The following is a 14,175-nucleotide window of genomic DNA, read 5'->3' as shown; positions in this document are numbered from 1 at the left end:
CCGGGACAGCATAAAACCAGTTGACCGGAAATGAGATTGGTTCCACAACTACTATCGCAACTACTACCACAACTACTACCCAGACTACTATCACAACTAATCTCCATCTGGAACAACTGGGCGGTCCGACACCTACGGACTGGAAAATCCCATCGAGGCGTCACGTGAACCGAATACTTCTTGACTCAGTAATTACCAGTGTCTGTCGATGGACGACGACGCGGACGGCGGGTTCGACCCGTCGCCCGGTTCCGGAATCTCGGACCGAGCGACGCTGCTGGAGGACCTCTCGGCCATCAGTCTCACCCCGGCCGAACACCAGCGCGTCAAGGACCTCGTCCACGGTCCGTTGCTGAACAGAATCGAGACGCACGACCGTCGGTACCTCGTCGTCGGCGCCGGCGGCCCGGCGGAAGCGGCGACGCGCCGGTCGACCGTCTACGACGAACTCGACGCGCGGACCGACCCGCCGGCGACCGCGATCCGACTGGAGGATTTCGACCTCACGGCGGACGACATCCGCCTCTGGACCCGCGTCTTCGACATCCTCTGTGGGCTCTCGACCCACGTCGTCGCCGTCCTCGAGGACTTCGACGGCGGCTACGTCTGGGAACTCGGCCTGCTGTTCGCGCCGAGCTACCGGGACAAGACGTGGGTGCTGAAACGGCGGTACACCGACCCGGAGACGGAGCGCGACCGCTTCGACAACGGGATGGCCGCCTCGCACGTCGAATCGCTGCTCTCCGGGCCCCGTGCCCGGGAGTGGACCACGGTCGCGGACCTCCGGGACGCCGTCACCGAGATCCCGTGAGACGTCCCGTCGGCCGCCGTTCCCGGCGGTCGGCGGTGGCCGGGGTCGGGCCGCTGTCGGTGACTGGCGACGCCAGTCGCGGGCGGGCCGCTACTCGATCAGGTCCTGATCGATCGGATCCTCGATGTCGCCCATGATGGCCTCCAGCAGGTCCGTGACCGTGACGAGACCGACGACCGCGCCGTCCTCGATGACGAGCGCGAGTTCCTGGCCCTCGGTCTGGAACTGGTCGATGGCGTCGCTGACGTCGGTATCGGGCGAGAGCGTCATCGGCGGGGCGGCGAGTTCCTCGAAGTCGACGTCACCGCTCGCGAGCGCCTCGCGGTGACGGGTGAAGATCGGGACGTAGACGATCCCGCGGAAGTCGGTCAAGTCCTCGCCGACGAGCGGATAGCGGGTCTGCGGTCGGTCTTCCATCCGGCGGGCGTTCTCGGCGAAGTCGACCGTCGTCGAGAGGGCGACGATCTCGTCGGGCGGGACCATGGTCTCGCGGATCGGTCGTTCGCCGACGTCGAGGGCGTTCATGACTTCCTCGCGCCGTTCCTCGGGAAGTTCGCCACGGTCTAACACGTCGCCGAGCCGGTTCCGGAGGTCGGCTCTGGACTCGATGATGTCCGTCCCGGTTTCGGATTCGGTCCAGGCACCGGTCATCTCGACACCGAAGAGCCGCAACGTGGCCTTGGCCGTCCAGTCGCCGAAGACGATGAACGGCTTGATCGCGACCGCGAACCAGTACAGCGGACCGGCGTACCGGGCGACCTGCTTCGAGCGCTCGACGCCGAGGTACGTCGGCGTCTGCTCACCGTGGGTGAGGTGGACCATGTTGATCAGGAAGAACGCGAGTAGCGAGCCGGCGCCGGCCGATGCCAGGGTCGTGTTCGCGAAGATCGGCTCGAAGACGGCCGCGAGTCCCGGTTCGGCGACGATCCCCAGCGCGATGGAGGTCCCCGAGATCCAGATCTGGCAGGTCGTCAGGTACAGCTCCAGGTCGTCGGTCATCTTCCACGCGCGACGCAGTTTCGGATCGGCATCGAACTCCGATTTCGGAAACTGCCGGGTCCGCGTCAGCGCGAACTCGACGGCGACGAAGTAGGCGTTGATCAGGATGAGGCCGACGCCCGCTATGATCCGCGCCACGATCTCGATCGGTTCCATCGGCGATTCGTACGCCCAACGTGACTAAAGAAGTGATGATACCCGGTCAAACGGAGCGACGGACGCTGACGGGCGCCGTCGCGAGCGGCGTGTCGAGGTGCACCCGGCGGAGAACAGTTGCATGGGGGGATCCGTTTCCGGATCGTCCTCTCCCTGTCGCACGCCGGTTCGACAGTCTCCTACGGCTGAAGCCGTGGGCGGTCTCTTCGTCTCGCAGGTACCCCACCCGGCCCGCTCCCGGACCGACCGCTGCCGGCCGCGGCCAGGGCGGCACTAGTCCGGGACCGAAAGCGGTTCCATCTCGTGTACCGTACACGCGAACTCGTCCGCCATCCGCTCGGACACTTCCGGTTTCGCGGTGAAGTACAGCACTTGCCACCCGTCGTCGGCGAGCGTCCGGAGCGTCTCGAAGCCGTTTCGGAGTCGGGTCCGGTCCGCGGCCAGGAACGGATCGTCGAGCAGCAGGAAGCCCGGTCGACCGCCGAGCACCTGCCGGGCGAGCGAGAGGCGGGCGGCGAAGTACAGCTGGTCGCGGGTCCCCTTACTCAACTGCTCGGCCGGGAGCGCGGCGCCGTCCGCCCGCTCGACCGATATCGTCTCCGCGTCGGGATCGTAGGCCACGCCGGCGTACCGGCCGTCGGTGAGGTGTGCGAACGTCTCCGAGGCGGGACCGTCGGGCGCGAACAGCGCCGCGGCCTTCCGTTCTTCGGCGTCGCGCATCTCGTCCAGAACCTCGATTGCCTTTCGTGAGAGCTCGGCGTTGTCCTCGATCGCCGCCGAGACGTCGCGTAACTCGTCGGCGACGGCCCGGAGTCCGTCGACCGTCCGGGCCTGAAGCGACGGTGCCGAGTCGACGAACGGCGGCAGTGAGAGGTCGCCGACCCGGCGCTCGAACGCGTCGAGCCGGTCGCGGTGATCGTCGAGGGCTGCCTCCACGTCGGCCAGCTCGGCGTCGATGTCGTCCAGCCGCGATCCCAGGCGCTCGTGCTCGGCCTCGTCGTACGCGTCGGGTTCGATTCCGTCGGCGTCCACCGCCGCCCGGCGGTCGGCGAGCGCCGCCTCCCAGCGGTCGATCTTCGCGCCGTGGTTCGGCGACGCGGCCACCGACTCTCGATCGGCCGCCCCCGTCGAACCGGTCTCGTCGGGGTCGCCGAGTTCGGTCGAAAGCGCGACCGCGGCGTTCGAACGCCGTCGGTCGGCGGTCTCGACCCGCTCTACGCGCCGCTCGTACGCCTCGATCGAATCGACGTCGGCGTCCCGCAGCGTCGCCTCCAGCTCGGCCCTGAGCCGATCGCGCTCCTCGACCGCCGCACGGCGGTCCGCCTCGAGTTCGGCGACGCGGTCGGCCGTCTGCGAGACGCGCTCGTCGAGTTCCCGAACGCGCGTCCGGACGCCGTCCAGTTCGTCCCGGTACGCCCGAATCCGGACCGGGATCTCCGTCACCTCGTCGACGTCGAACCCCGCGTCGCGCGCCGCTCGCAGGAGGGTCGCCTCGTCGGCCGAGGATTCCGCTGCCCGCGCCGCCAGTCGGCGATGGGACGCCCAGGCGACGACGGCGACGGCGAGCGCCAGGCCGGCGACGACGGCGGCGACGGGTCCCGGCCCGCCGCCCGCCGTTGCCACGAGCGCACTCACTCCGCCGGCGATACCGGCCCCGACGAGTCCGGCCGCGGTGGCCAGGCGTCGCAACGCGAGTCGGGAGTCGAACGCCTCGGTCGCCTCGTCTCCGCCCGAGGGATCGCGCCGCTCCCGGTAGTCGTCGAGGGCCGCTTCGACGTTCGAGACGGCCGCTTCGCGCTGGGCGAGTTCCGTTCGCCGGTCGCGCGTCCGGTCTACCGCGTTGCGGTGGCGGTCGAGTGCCGTCCGCTTGCGGTCGAGATCGTCGTCGAGCTCCGTGATTCGCCCACTCGCGTGTTCAGCGTCGTTCGAGAGCGTTCGAAGCTCGTCCAGCGTCTCCCGGTCCACGTCGGTGGAACGGATCGTCTCCGTGGCGGTCCGGTAGGTCTCCAGGTGCGACGCGGCCTCGTCGAGGGTCGCGAGTTCCCGCGCCGTTTCCTGCGTCTCGAGGGCGGTCGCCACCGATCGACGCTCCGCTCGAAGCGCCCGTCGACGCCGAGCCAGGTCGTCGGTTCCATCAGTCGTCGACCGCTCGACGTACGCTTCGATATCCGCCGCGAGCGCGTCGGCGTCGGCCTTCGCAGTCTTCGTGTCGTACTCGCGATCCGCGAGGTCGAGTCGGGACGCCGTGAGCCGTCCCGTCTCCAGCAGCCCCTCGCGGACGTCGTCGATTTCGCTCGTGTGGACGTCACCGAGATACTCGACCAGGGAGGTGTAGTACGCCGAGGTCTCCGGGAGGGCGAGGTCGCCGTCCCTGACGACGAACAGCGTGGAGAGGTGGTGTGGCTCGATCCGGGAGACGTCGCCGAGCGTCGTCCCGTCGCCCAGGTCGTGCCGGTCGTCGCCGTCGGTGACGACCACCCGACCGACCGGCGAGCCGTCGACGCGCGGGCCGGGGTCCATGTGCGCCGTCACGTCGGGATCGAGTAGTCGGAGTAGCCCCTCCAGAAAGAGCGTCTTGCCCGATTCGTTCGGCCCGGCGACGATCGTCAGGTCGTCCGCACACGGCGGCTCGAAGCCGGACAGGGGCCCGTACCGGTCGACTGCGGCGCTCACGAGTCGCATCGTCAGGACCTCCGTCGATCCGTGAGTGTCCTGCTCGCGACGCGGAGCGTTCGCGTCCGGACGGCTTCTTTCGTCGCCTCGTCCCAGTCACGCTCCGCCAGTCTGGCTTCGAAGTCCTGGAGGACGGGGTGTGCCGTGACGTGGGCGGCACCGATCGTCTCGTCGGTCACCCACTGCGGGTCCACGACGTCGGCGAGTCGGTCGGCGAAGTCGGACTCGGCCATCTCCAGCACGCCGTCGACCACGACCGACGGGGCAGCGTGCGGCGTGACGGTCGTCTCGACCCACTTCGCGAGCTCGTCGAGGACGTCGTCCTCGGTACCGGGCGTCACGGTGACGCGTGTTTCCAGGTGGTGGAAGGACTCCAGCGGTTCGAACGAGAGGCCCGACTCCGTATCGAGGCAGACGACGCGCCGGCGCCCGGTCTCGGACGATCGGGTCGAGGCCGGCGTTCCCGGGTAGGCGAACTCGCCGCCGTCCTCGAACCGAATGTGGTGTGGCCCGTGGTAGTGGCCAGCGAGTGTGTACTCGAAGTCGAGGTCGGCGAGGAGCGACTCGGTCACGGGGAAGTACCGATAGGCAGATTCGTCGCCCGCCTCCGCGTCGATCGGCGCGTCCAGGCTCCCGTGCACGAGGAGGACGTCGGTGCCGTCGAACGCCGGTCGCGTCGCGAGCGCCGCGTGCAGGTCGTCGCTCATCGTCTCGCGGTAGGGGACGGCGACGAGGCGAAGTCCACCGTCCGGGGCGACCCAGGTACCGTAGTGGTCCGCGTCGGCGATCACGGTGCACGACTCGCCGAAGAAGAGGTCGCCGCGAAACGCCGCGACGTCGTGATTTCCGGGGATCACCACGATCTCGAACGACCGGTCGCCGAAGAGCCGGTTTCGTATGTCGGGCCGGAGCGCGTCGACGTCTGCGGGCCGGTCGAACAGGTCGCCGCCGATCGTGAGGACGTCCGCGTCCGCCTCCGCAGCGACGTCGAGGGCGGCTTCGAGTGCGTCCAGCCGCTCGGGAGCGTCGGTCCTGAGGTGGACGTCCGCCGTGTGGACGAGTCGCGTCACGGACCCACCCCGCGTTCGTCGATCCGTCGATCGAGGGGTCCGCGGTGGCCACCGACCGTGTCCGGGCGGGCCACGCGACGTCCGCGGGCGATCCGCTGTCTAGTCACGTTCTCCACGTATCAGACCCGGTTGAAGTATAGATTGTGGTCGTCCGGAGACCGCTCCCCGCGATCGACCACGCGACGGAGGCACGGGGCGGTGTCCCGGGACACGGGGCCGAGTCACTGGACACAGGGTCGACGTCTCGGGATACGGGGTCGAGTCGCTGGACACAGGGTCAACGTCGCGGGACACAGAGTCGACGTCGCGGGCCACAGGACCAAGTCCCTCGTCGCTGTAGTGGACGCCGTGCCCACGTACCAGGCGTCGTCCGTGATCGACGCACCCTTCGAGACCGTCTGGGGCTTCTACGACGACGCGGCCGGCCTCGAACGCCTCACGCCGGACTGGCTCGGACTCCGCGAACCGACCGTGATCGGCCCCGACGGCGAACCGGACCCCGACACGTTCCGTCCAGGGACGACGATCTCCCTCGAACTGGCTCCCCTCGGCATCTCCGGGCTCCCCGGTTCGTCGTGGGTGGTCGAGATCGTCGATCGCGAGGTCGAGGACGAGCGCGCCTCGTTCGTCGACGAGCAGGTCGGCGACGGCGGACCGTTCGCCGCGTGGCGTCACGTCCACCGCTTCGTCGACCTCGGCGACGAGACACTCCTGGTCGACCGGATCACCTACCGACTGCCGACGGCTGGGGACCTCCCGCTCGCGACGCCCGCCCTCGCGGCGCTGGTGTGGTATCGACACCGGCGAACCCGGAAACTCCTCGAAGCAGGTCGATCCCAGGACGTCGGACCGTGAGTCCGTTCGGTAGTAACCGACTGTGGGTAGTACCCGAACCTGGGCGACATCGCCGGGGGAAAGACGGTCGCCCGCCGGTGTCGACGGAGTGTGACGGATCGCGGGACGGTGGCGGCTAGACGACCAGGAGAAGCGCCGCGAGCGACAGCGTGCTGACGACGGAGAACGAAAGCAACACGACGAACGCGGGCGTGACGCCGGTCCGTCGCAGCTCCGCGAGCCGGATCTCCGTTCCGAGCCCGACGAACGCGAGCAGGAACACCCAGTCGGAGGTGGTCTCGAACGTGGCCCGGTGTGACGGCGATAGCGCGCCGAGACTCGACAGGACGGCGAGGGCGAGAAAGCCGAGGACGAACGTCGGGAACTCGGCCCAGAGCGTTCGAACCGTCGACGACAGGCCGGCGGTCGGTGACGCGCCGGCGGTCGACGACCCGTTCCCGTCACCGTCAGTGGAGTTCGCGCCGCGAGTTGGATTTGCGTCGCGAGCGTAGACCCAGGCGTACGCGAGGACGGCGACACCGATCAGGGCGTTGCGAGCGAGTTTCGTCATCGTCGCCCACTGGCCAGCGACGTCGGAGTGGGCGAATCCCACGGCGACGACGGGACCCGTCGAGAACATGCTCACGCCTGCCCAGATGCCGAAAACCTGACCGGAGAGGCCGAGGAGGTCGCCGACGATCGGGTAGAGAACGATCGTCACCGCGTCGAAGGCGAGCACCGTCGCCGCGGCGTACGCGACGTGACTCTCTCGCGCACGGATCGCTCCGGCGACGGCGACGACGGCGGAGACGCCGCAGATCGCACTCCCGGCCGAGAGCAGCGACCCGAAGCGATCGTTCAGCGAGAAGACGACTCGCGAGAGTGTTTCGACGACGAGGACCGTCGTTCCGACCGTACACAGGACGAGGAGGAGAACGACGATGCCCGCCTCGCGCACTGCACCGAGGGAGACCGACGCGCCCATGAGGACGATGCCGGCCGCCAACCAGTGCTCGTGGGTCGCGAGTCCGGGTTCGAGCCAGTCGGGGAGGTCGATCACGTTCGCCAGCGCGAACCCGACGGCGATCGCGAGGAGCAGGTGATTGACGCCGACGATCGGGGCGACGGCACGGGCGAGGAGGGCACAGAGGGCGAGCAGGACCAGTCCGGGCAGCGCTCGAGAGACGGCCATCCGTCACCCGGTGACGGGCGAATCGAGCGCACTCGGGCGCACGTCGCCGTCGCGCTCTCGACTCGGCCAGCGAGATCCGGCGATTCCGACCCCCTCCTCCCACGGATCGATCGACATTCGTTCGAGTGCACCGGGCAGGCGACCGTAACGCTTTCGCAACCGGGAGCGCCCACGATCGAGGCACCAGACGTCTGCGTTCGTCTCGGAAGCAGACGTGATGCGACCGGCGTCGCATCCGACGTGCCATTCCGGCCTGACCGCCACAGATCGCGTATGAACGCGACGTCGTCCGCGCGCGACCGGTTTTCCCGCGCCGATTGGTGAGACACTCGTAATTCGGATGGACCACTGCGCCACTCAGTCCGTTGGGTCGTGTCCCCGCTGCATTCACTCGACTCGTTTCGTCCAACACGGCGGCTGCTAGGTCATCCAATATCTTCTAATATGATGCGATACAATCTGATACACGATGCCAATCTCCGAGGACGAGTTCCGAACGATCGACGAGGACACCCCGCTCATCGACCTCGCGTCCGACACGACGCAGGGGACGATCTATCGGTTCCTCCTCGAGAACGCCGATAAGGCGTTCCGTCAGCGCGAGATCGTCGACCACGTCGACGTCCCACGAGGGAGCGTCGGCCCGACACTCAAGCGCCTCGAACGACGTGGACTTGTCGATCACCGTGGACGCTACTGGAAGATTGCCGACGCCGAACACGCGACCGCCGCTGCCGGACTGGTCGGCGCCGTGACGGCCGACGAGATCGACGGCGGATTCTCCGACGAGGCGGTCGAGGAGTGGATGGAGACCGCCGTCGACCCGATCGACGAACCCGACGGCGGGAACGGGGTGTAAGCGAATGGTCCAGCGAGGTGATGTCGTGTGGGCCCCCGACCCGTTCAAATCGGGTGGCGGAAACCCACGTCCGTGGCTGGTCGTATCGACGGACCAACTTCCGTATCCCGACGAAGAGTCGATCGCAGTCGCGTTCACGACGCAATCACACCATCCCGGAAGTTTCGCGGTACCGGGAGAGGCGTGGGTACGGGGTGAACCGCACACACAAAGCTACGTTCTTCCCTGGTCGGTGGCGACGCTGAAGAACGATATTCACGTCGTGGGAACCCAGGGAACGGTCGTCGAGGAGTTCGCGGACCGCGTCACCACGACACTCAACTCGTATCTCGACCCGTCCGACACCGGGTAGGTGGGTACCAGCGTACGGATCGTGCAATCCCACGAGTGCTTCGATGTCGTCGACGCGGGTGCCTCGTTCTCGAACGTGACGGACGGTAGTACGAACCGACTCTCTGGTCACTGGTGTCCGAAGCGACCGGCGTCGCATCCGACGTGCCTTTCCGGCCTGACCGCCACAGATCGCGTATGAACGCGACGTCGTCCGCGCGCGACCGGTTTTCCCGCGGCGATTGGTGATGTTCACATGACAGGTAAGGACCACTACTACAACAAGGCGAAACAGGAGGGCTACCGTGCTCGCTCGGCCTACAAGCTCCAGCAGTTAGACGACCTCGAGGGCCTGATCGACCGGGGCGACACCGTCGTCGACCTCGGTGCCGCGCCGGGCGGCTGGCTCCAGGTCGCCGCCGAGCGCGTCGGCCCGAACGGGACCGTCGTCGGCGCCGACTTCCAGCGCATCCGGCCGTTCGACGACGAGATCGACGACCGGATCGAGACGATCCGCGGCGACGTCACCGAGGCGAAGACACTCGATCGGATCCGGCGGGCGGCAGGCGATTCCGACGGCGAAGCGGGCGCGGGACGTGGCCCCGTCGACGTCGTCCTCTCGGACATGGCGCCGAACGTCACCGGTGAGTATTCGCTCGACCAGGCCCGCTCGCTGCACCTGGCGCGAACTGCCTCGGAGGTCGCGCTCGAACTGCTCGGTCCCGGCGGCACCTTCGCGGCCAAGGTCTTCGAGGGACCGGACGTCGACGACTTCAGGACCGATCTCGAGGACGAGTTCCAGTACGTCCGCGCGACCGTCCCCGACGCTACCAGGGACGAGTCCTCGGAACTCTACCTGCTCGCGATCGGTCGGCTGACCGCACCCGTCGCGCCGGGCGACGAACTCGACGTCGAGATCGTCGACACGGGATCCGAAGGCGACGGTATCGCGACGGTCGAGGGGTTCAGACTGTTCGTCCCCGGCGCCCAACCGGGCGAGACCGTGCGCGTTCGCGTCGACGACGTCAAACCGCACTTCGGGTTCGCAGAACCGATCGAGTGCTGACGGCGCCCGCCGGGCGAGCGACCTACTCCTCGTCCTCGAGACGGCCGTGACGCGCGTCGATCTCGTCTAAGATGTCCAGGTTCTTCCTGATCGAGGCCCGGATCGCGTCGCTCCGATTGACGTACTTGCCGTCGTCACCCACGTGGTCGTCCAGGTCCGCGAGCAGTTCGCCCGGGATCTCGACGCTTATCTTCGGCATACCGGGCGTTCGAACCGGTCGATTGTAAGTGTAGGTACCCGCCGGCGGCGCGCTGTCGATGCGGGCGCATCCACCCCGTCACTCGCCGGTGATGACCGCTTCGTCGGGGGCGGACGCTGCCCCCCCGCCGCCGAACAGGCGGCCGCCGGCGGTCAGGACGTACAGCAGGGCGAGCCCGAGCAAGTACGTCAGCGCGAGCGGGATGGCGACGGCGAACATCTTCAAAATGCCGCTCGGACTCGCGAACATGGCGACGACGAAGATGCCGATGACGACCGGTCGCCAGCGGTTCAGCATGGTCCGGTAGGAGACGATGTTACCGACGTGAAAGAGCGCCATCGTCACGACGACGTTGACGAGGAAGCCGACGCCGACGGTGGTGTAGATGACGAGCCAGAAGAAGCTCTTCATCCGGTAGGAGACGACCATCTCGTTCGAGAGCGCGTCGGTGATGAGATACGAGATGACCGCCGGCGCGATGTAGAAGAAGCCGACGTACGTCCCGAGGGCGAAGCCGAGGAGCAGGCCGACGCCCCAGACGGCGAACGTTCGCCGGTCGCCCCGCACCAGTCCGCGCTCCCTGGCGGCGGGCCAGGCCCAGTAGAGGGCGAACGGGAGGAGGGAGACGACGCCGAGGAGCATACTCACCTTGACGATGAATATCAGCACCTCGACGGGGTGAAGGGCGACGACGAGGCCGGTGTCCTGGAGGAGTGCGGTCACGCCGGCGTTCGGATCGACCTCGGTGCCGTTCAGTTCGGCCACCTGCAGGATCAGCTCGCGCGGCACCCGACCGACGAACTGCCGGAGGATGCGTCTGATGCCGCCGGCGTACAGCGCGAAGAACGTCGCCCCGACGACGGCCATGAACAGCACGACGAGGTAGATCATCTTCGACGTGAGACTGTCCACGATGAACGCGATGTCGTAGGCGAAACCGCCGATATCGTCTTCGGTCGTCTCGTCCTCGGTGAAGGGGTCGACCACCCCGGCGGCAGTGCTTGCGAAGAAACCCGAGTCACCGTCGTCCGCTGGGTCGGCCCCGGCGGCCGCACCAGTACCGGTCGCCACTGCGGCCGCCTCGTCACCTTCGCCGTCCTCGACCGAACCTTCGTCGCCCTCGATCGCCGCGATCGCGTCGAAACGGTCGATGATCGCCTGTGCCTTCTCGCGGTCGTCGTCGTGCATCGCCGTTCGGGCGACGTCCATCATCTCGTCTTCGGACATCGCGGCGAAGACCTGTGCGGGAACCCGCTCGACGTCGCTCACGTCCAGGACGTCGAAGTCGACGTCGTCCGGCGTCTGCGCCGACGCGAGCGCGCTCTCGCGGGGGTAGATGGGCGAGCGAAGCACCTGGACGGTGAGTACGACGAGGACGACGGCCGCGACGCCGAGGGCGACGAGGGCGGCGGCGGCGACGATTCCGATCGTCCCGTGTTCTATGACGAGTTCACCGACGATCGTCGGCTCGGTGGGTCGCACGGCCGACGGGAGGGTGGGGACGACGGTCTCCCAGAGCCAGGATCTGACGCCTGCGGCGAGCGCGAGCGCGCTCGCGGCGAAGAGCGCGACGACGACGCCGATCCCCTGGAGGAGCCGGTATTTGACGTGTGCGACGCCGCTTCCGGTCTCGGCGGCCCCGCGACGGCGGGTGTTCGCGACGAGCTTCGCGAGTCCGAGGCTGAACCCGTAGAGGACGATCAGCGGGAGCGCCCACATGAGTTGCGTGATCGGATCGGGCGGCGAGAAGACGGCGCCGAAGACGGCCGTCCCGACGATGGCGTGGCGCCACTTGTCCCGGAAGAACTCGTAGGGGAGGATCTCGGTGTACGACAGCGTCGCCATCAGGAGGGGTAGCTGGGCCGCGAGACCGAACGAGATAGTTAGCAGGACGACGAACTCGGTGAACTCGGTGATCCCCCAGCTCGGTTTGACGCCGGCGTTGTAGGCGATCTCGCCGAGGAACATGAACGTAAACGGGAAGAAGATGCCGTAGGCGTAGCCGACGCCCACCCCGAAGAGGCCGATCGACACGAGCGCGAACGCCACGAGCCACCGGGGCGAGATCGGAACGGCGCTAGAGAGGCCGCGTCGGCGGAGCGCGTCGCGCGAGAAGTACAGGAATGCGGGGATCGCGAGGACGAGACCGGTTACGACGCCGATCTTGGCCTGCAGGAGGACGACCTCGAACGGCGTTCGGGTGATGAGCTCCGTGGCAATCTCGACCTCTCCGTCCATATTGGCCGTGGCCGTCCGTTCGAGAAAGTCCCAGATCCAGATTCGCAGAGCGAAGAACGAGCCGATGAAGCCGATGACGAAGAAGATGAAGACCTTCTGTAAGTGGCGTTGAACGGACGAGAGCATCTCGCCGGCGGTCTCTCGGCCGGTATTGATCGCTCGCGCCGTGTCTTCGTCGACGACACCGCTCATGAAGTGACCGACAGTACCTTTCTTCCAGTTATCAACCTTTCGAGTCAACTGACGCGGCGACGGCGCCGCCATCGTGCGGAATTCTCGCCCGGTCGCGTCCGACGTAAGAAAAAGGCCTATAACCGACCCCGGAACATTCACACGTAGATGCCGGACGACCGGGAGGAGTCGACCACGAGCGACGACCCCGCGGAGCCACGGGACGACCCGGACGCCGTGGCGGACGGGGTCGCCGGAGACACCGCCGTCGGAGAGGATTCTGGCGACAGCTCCCGGTCGGACGATTCGGACTCCGGTGGGACGACCGCCGACAGGGAGAGCGATTCCCCACCCGGCGAGAACGACGGTGCGGGCGATTCCGACGTCGATGCGAGTGACGGGGCAAACGACGAGCGCGACCGCACCGAGGGTGGGACGGCGGACGAGACGCCGGGCGTGAGTGACGACGAACGAATGCCCGGGGAGGGCGGCCTCACCTTCGAGGGGAGTCCGGAGCGCGAGCCAGCGTCTCGGGAGAACCCCGCGAAACCTGCGGCGGACGAACCGACCGAATCGTCGGAGTCGGACGCCAGGACGAACGGAGGATCGGCGACCGCCGGCGGGACGTCCGCGCCGGTGCCGAGCGCCTCCGTCGGGACCGGTACCGGGACGGGGACCGACCCCGGAACGGGAACCGACTCCGACGAGATCGGGGGGATCTCCACGCCCCCGGACGACGAGGAGATGCCGCTCGCGGATCACGTCGAGGAGATGATCTCGCGGCTGGCGATCGTCGTGCTGGTCGGGGCGGGGGGAACGGCGATCGGGCTCCTCTGGGCGACCGGCGCGATCGACATCATCTGGGGGCGAGCGATCCCGCAGGCCGAGGCGTGGCGGCCGCACCTCTACGGACCGCTCGAACTGTGGTTGACCCGGATCAAGGTGGCCAGTCTGCTGGGGATCATGATCGCCCTCCCAGTGTTCGTCTACGAGACGTATCTCTTCATGCGACCCGGACTCTATCCGCACGAGCGCAAGTACTACCTCGCCGCGGTCCCGACGAGCGTCATCCTCGCCGGGATCGGCATGCTGTTTTCGTACCTGCTCGTCCTGCCGGTCCTCTTCGAGTACTTCTCGTACTACTCCAGAGAGAGCGCCGCGATCAAGTACGCGCTGGGGACGACGTTCGACCTGATCATCACGCTCACCGCCTTCCTCGCCATCGTCTTCCAGATCCCGCTGTTCATCATGCTCGCGGTGATGATGGGCGTGACGACCCGCCAGTGGCTCGCCGACAAGCGCCTGTACTTCTGGGTCGCGTTCGCCGGCCTCGCCTTCACCTTCACGATCGACCCGAGCGGGATGGCCGCCGGCCTCGTCGCGATCACGATGATCGTCCTCTACGAGGGAACCTTGCTCATCCTCAAGTGGACCGGCGTCGACTGATCGGCACCGACTCCGCAATCGGCTCCGACACCCTGCCACGGGCGTACACGACGGACGACCCACCACTCCGAACGTGTCTACGAACAGACGGCCTCGGGATACACTCGACGACCCGGGATACGTCGACCGCA

General features: G+C 67.6%; 12 protein-coding genes. 6 read left to right on the top strand and 6 right to left on the bottom strand.

The genetic code is table 11. From position 1 onward, the window contains the following. Positions 1-208: 208 nt before the first annotated feature. On the top strand, positions 209-811 hold the full coding sequence (locus NO366_RS03655) for a DUF8170 family protein (RefSeq protein WP_256532964.1): 603 nt from the start codon (positions 209-211) through the stop codon (positions 809-811). 90 nt (positions 812-901) lie between these two features. On the opposite strand, the gene NO366_RS03650 is transcribed toward NO366_RS03655, so the two are convergent. From NO366_RS03650 to NO366_RS03640, 3 genes are all read right to left on the bottom strand, one after another. After that, on the bottom strand, positions 902-1,966 hold the full coding sequence (locus NO366_RS03650) for a CNNM domain-containing protein (RefSeq protein ID WP_256532963.1): 1,065 nt from the start codon (positions 1,964-1,966) through the stop codon (positions 902-904). A 273-nt stretch (positions 1,967-2,239) separates the two neighbouring features. After that, the gene (locus NO366_RS03645; RefSeq protein WP_256532962.1) at positions 2,240-4,648 is read right to left on the bottom strand and encodes an ATP-binding protein; all 2,409 of its coding nucleotides are present in this window, start codon (positions 4,646-4,648) and stop codon (positions 2,240-2,242) included. A 2-nt stretch (positions 4,649-4,650) separates the two neighbouring features. Beyond that, the gene (locus tag NO366_RS03640) at positions 4,651-5,709 is read right to left on the bottom strand and encodes a metallophosphoesterase family protein (protein ID WP_256532961.1); all 1,059 of its coding nucleotides are present in this window, start codon (positions 5,707-5,709) and stop codon (positions 4,651-4,653) included. A gap of 348 nt (positions 5,710-6,057) precedes the next feature. Between NO366_RS03640 and NO366_RS03635 the strand changes: the two genes are divergently transcribed. After that, positions 6,058-6,564, top strand: a complete 507-nt coding sequence (locus NO366_RS03635) for an SRPBCC family protein (protein WP_256532960.1) — start codon at positions 6,058-6,060, stop codon at positions 6,562-6,564. A 115-nt stretch (positions 6,565-6,679) separates the two neighbouring features. On the opposite strand, the gene NO366_RS03630 is transcribed toward NO366_RS03635, so the two are convergent. After that, positions 6,680-7,735 (bottom strand): YeiH family protein, encoded by a 1,056-nt coding sequence (locus NO366_RS03630; protein WP_256532959.1) that lies wholly within the window; start codon positions 7,733-7,735, stop codon positions 6,680-6,682. Between the two features lie 469 nt (positions 7,736-8,204). Here NO366_RS03630 and NO366_RS03625 point away from each other — a divergent pair, with 469 nt between their 5' ends. The 3 genes from NO366_RS03625 to NO366_RS03615 all read left to right on the top strand — a co-directional run bounded on the left by NO366_RS03625 (position 8,205) and on the right by NO366_RS03615 (position 9,990). Then, positions 8,205-8,594 carry a LexA family transcriptional regulator gene (locus NO366_RS03625; RefSeq protein ID WP_256532958.1) on the top strand — a complete coding sequence of 130 codons (390 nt, stop codon included), beginning with the start codon at positions 8,205-8,207 and terminating at the stop codon, positions 8,592-8,594. A 4-nt stretch (positions 8,595-8,598) separates the two neighbouring features. Then, entirely contained in the window at positions 8,599-8,946 is a 348-nt protein-coding gene (locus NO366_RS03620) for a type II toxin-antitoxin system PemK/MazF family toxin (RefSeq protein ID WP_256532957.1), read from the top strand. A gap of 234 nt (positions 8,947-9,180) precedes the next feature. Next, positions 9,181-9,990, top strand: coding sequence for a 23S rRNA (uridine(2552)-2'-O)-methyltransferase (locus NO366_RS03615; protein WP_256532956.1), 810 nt, complete (start codon positions 9,181-9,183; stop codon positions 9,988-9,990). A 22-nt stretch (positions 9,991-10,012) separates the two neighbouring features. Here NO366_RS03615 and NO366_RS03610 read toward each other — a convergent pair whose 3' ends face one another. Both NO366_RS03610 and NO366_RS03605 read right to left on the bottom strand, forming a co-directional pair. Then, positions 10,013-10,189 carry a ribbon-helix-helix domain-containing protein gene (locus NO366_RS03610; RefSeq protein ID WP_256532955.1) on the bottom strand — a complete coding sequence of 59 codons (177 nt, stop codon included), beginning with the start codon at positions 10,187-10,189 and terminating at the stop codon, positions 10,013-10,015. Positions 10,190-10,267: 78 nt separating this feature from the next. Next, entirely contained in the window at positions 10,268-12,619 is a 2,352-nt protein-coding gene (locus tag NO366_RS03605) for a twin-arginine translocase subunit TatC (protein ID WP_256532954.1), read from the bottom strand. Positions 12,620-13,072: 453 nt separating this feature from the next. Here NO366_RS03605 and tatC point away from each other — a divergent pair, with 453 nt between their 5' ends. Next, positions 13,073-14,044, top strand: coding sequence for a twin-arginine translocase subunit TatC (tatC, locus tag NO366_RS03600; protein WP_256533996.1), 972 nt, complete (start codon positions 13,073-13,075; stop codon positions 14,042-14,044). Positions 14,045-14,175 lie beyond the last annotated feature (131 nt).

The organism is Halovivax cerinus, assembly GCF_024498195.1.
In the GTDB taxonomy this organism is placed as follows: domain Archaea; phylum Halobacteriota; class Halobacteria; order Halobacteriales; family Natrialbaceae; genus Halovivax; species Halovivax cerinus.
Note: the sequence above shows the minus strand (reverse complement) of the source record. Positions and strands in the feature narration are given on the sequence as shown.

Coding starts and splice junctions, on each gene's coding strand:
- NO366_RS03620 (WP_256532957.1), top strand. CDS start 8,599: ATGGTCCAGCGAGGTGATGTCGTGTGGGCCCCCGACCCGTTCAAATCG.
- NO366_RS03645 (WP_256532962.1), bottom strand. CDS start 4,648: ATGCGACTCGTGAGCGCCGCAGTCGACCGGTACGGGCCCCTGTCCGGC.
- NO366_RS03610 (WP_256532955.1), bottom strand. CDS start 10,189: ATGCCGAAGATAAGCGTCGAGATCCCGGGCGAACTGCTCGCGGACCTG.
- NO366_RS03625 (WP_256532958.1), top strand. CDS start 8,205: ATGCCAATCTCCGAGGACGAGTTCCGAACGATCGACGAGGACACCCCG.
- NO366_RS03615 (WP_256532956.1), top strand. CDS start 9,181: ATGACAGGTAAGGACCACTACTACAACAAGGCGAAACAGGAGGGCTAC.
- NO366_RS03650 (WP_256532963.1), bottom strand. CDS start 1,966: ATGGAACCGATCGAGATCGTGGCGCGGATCATAGCGGGCGTCGGCCTC.
- NO366_RS03655 (WP_256532964.1), top strand. CDS start 209: ATGGACGACGACGCGGACGGCGGGTTCGACCCGTCGCCCGGTTCCGGA.
- tatC (WP_256533996.1), top strand. CDS start 13,073: ATGCCCGGGGAGGGCGGCCTCACCTTCGAGGGGAGTCCGGAGCGCGAG.
- NO366_RS03605 (WP_256532954.1), bottom strand. CDS start 12,619: ATGAGCGGTGTCGTCGACGAAGACACGGCGCGAGCGATCAATACCGGC.
- NO366_RS03630 (WP_256532959.1), bottom strand. CDS start 7,735: ATGGCCGTCTCTCGAGCGCTGCCCGGACTGGTCCTGCTCGCCCTCTGT.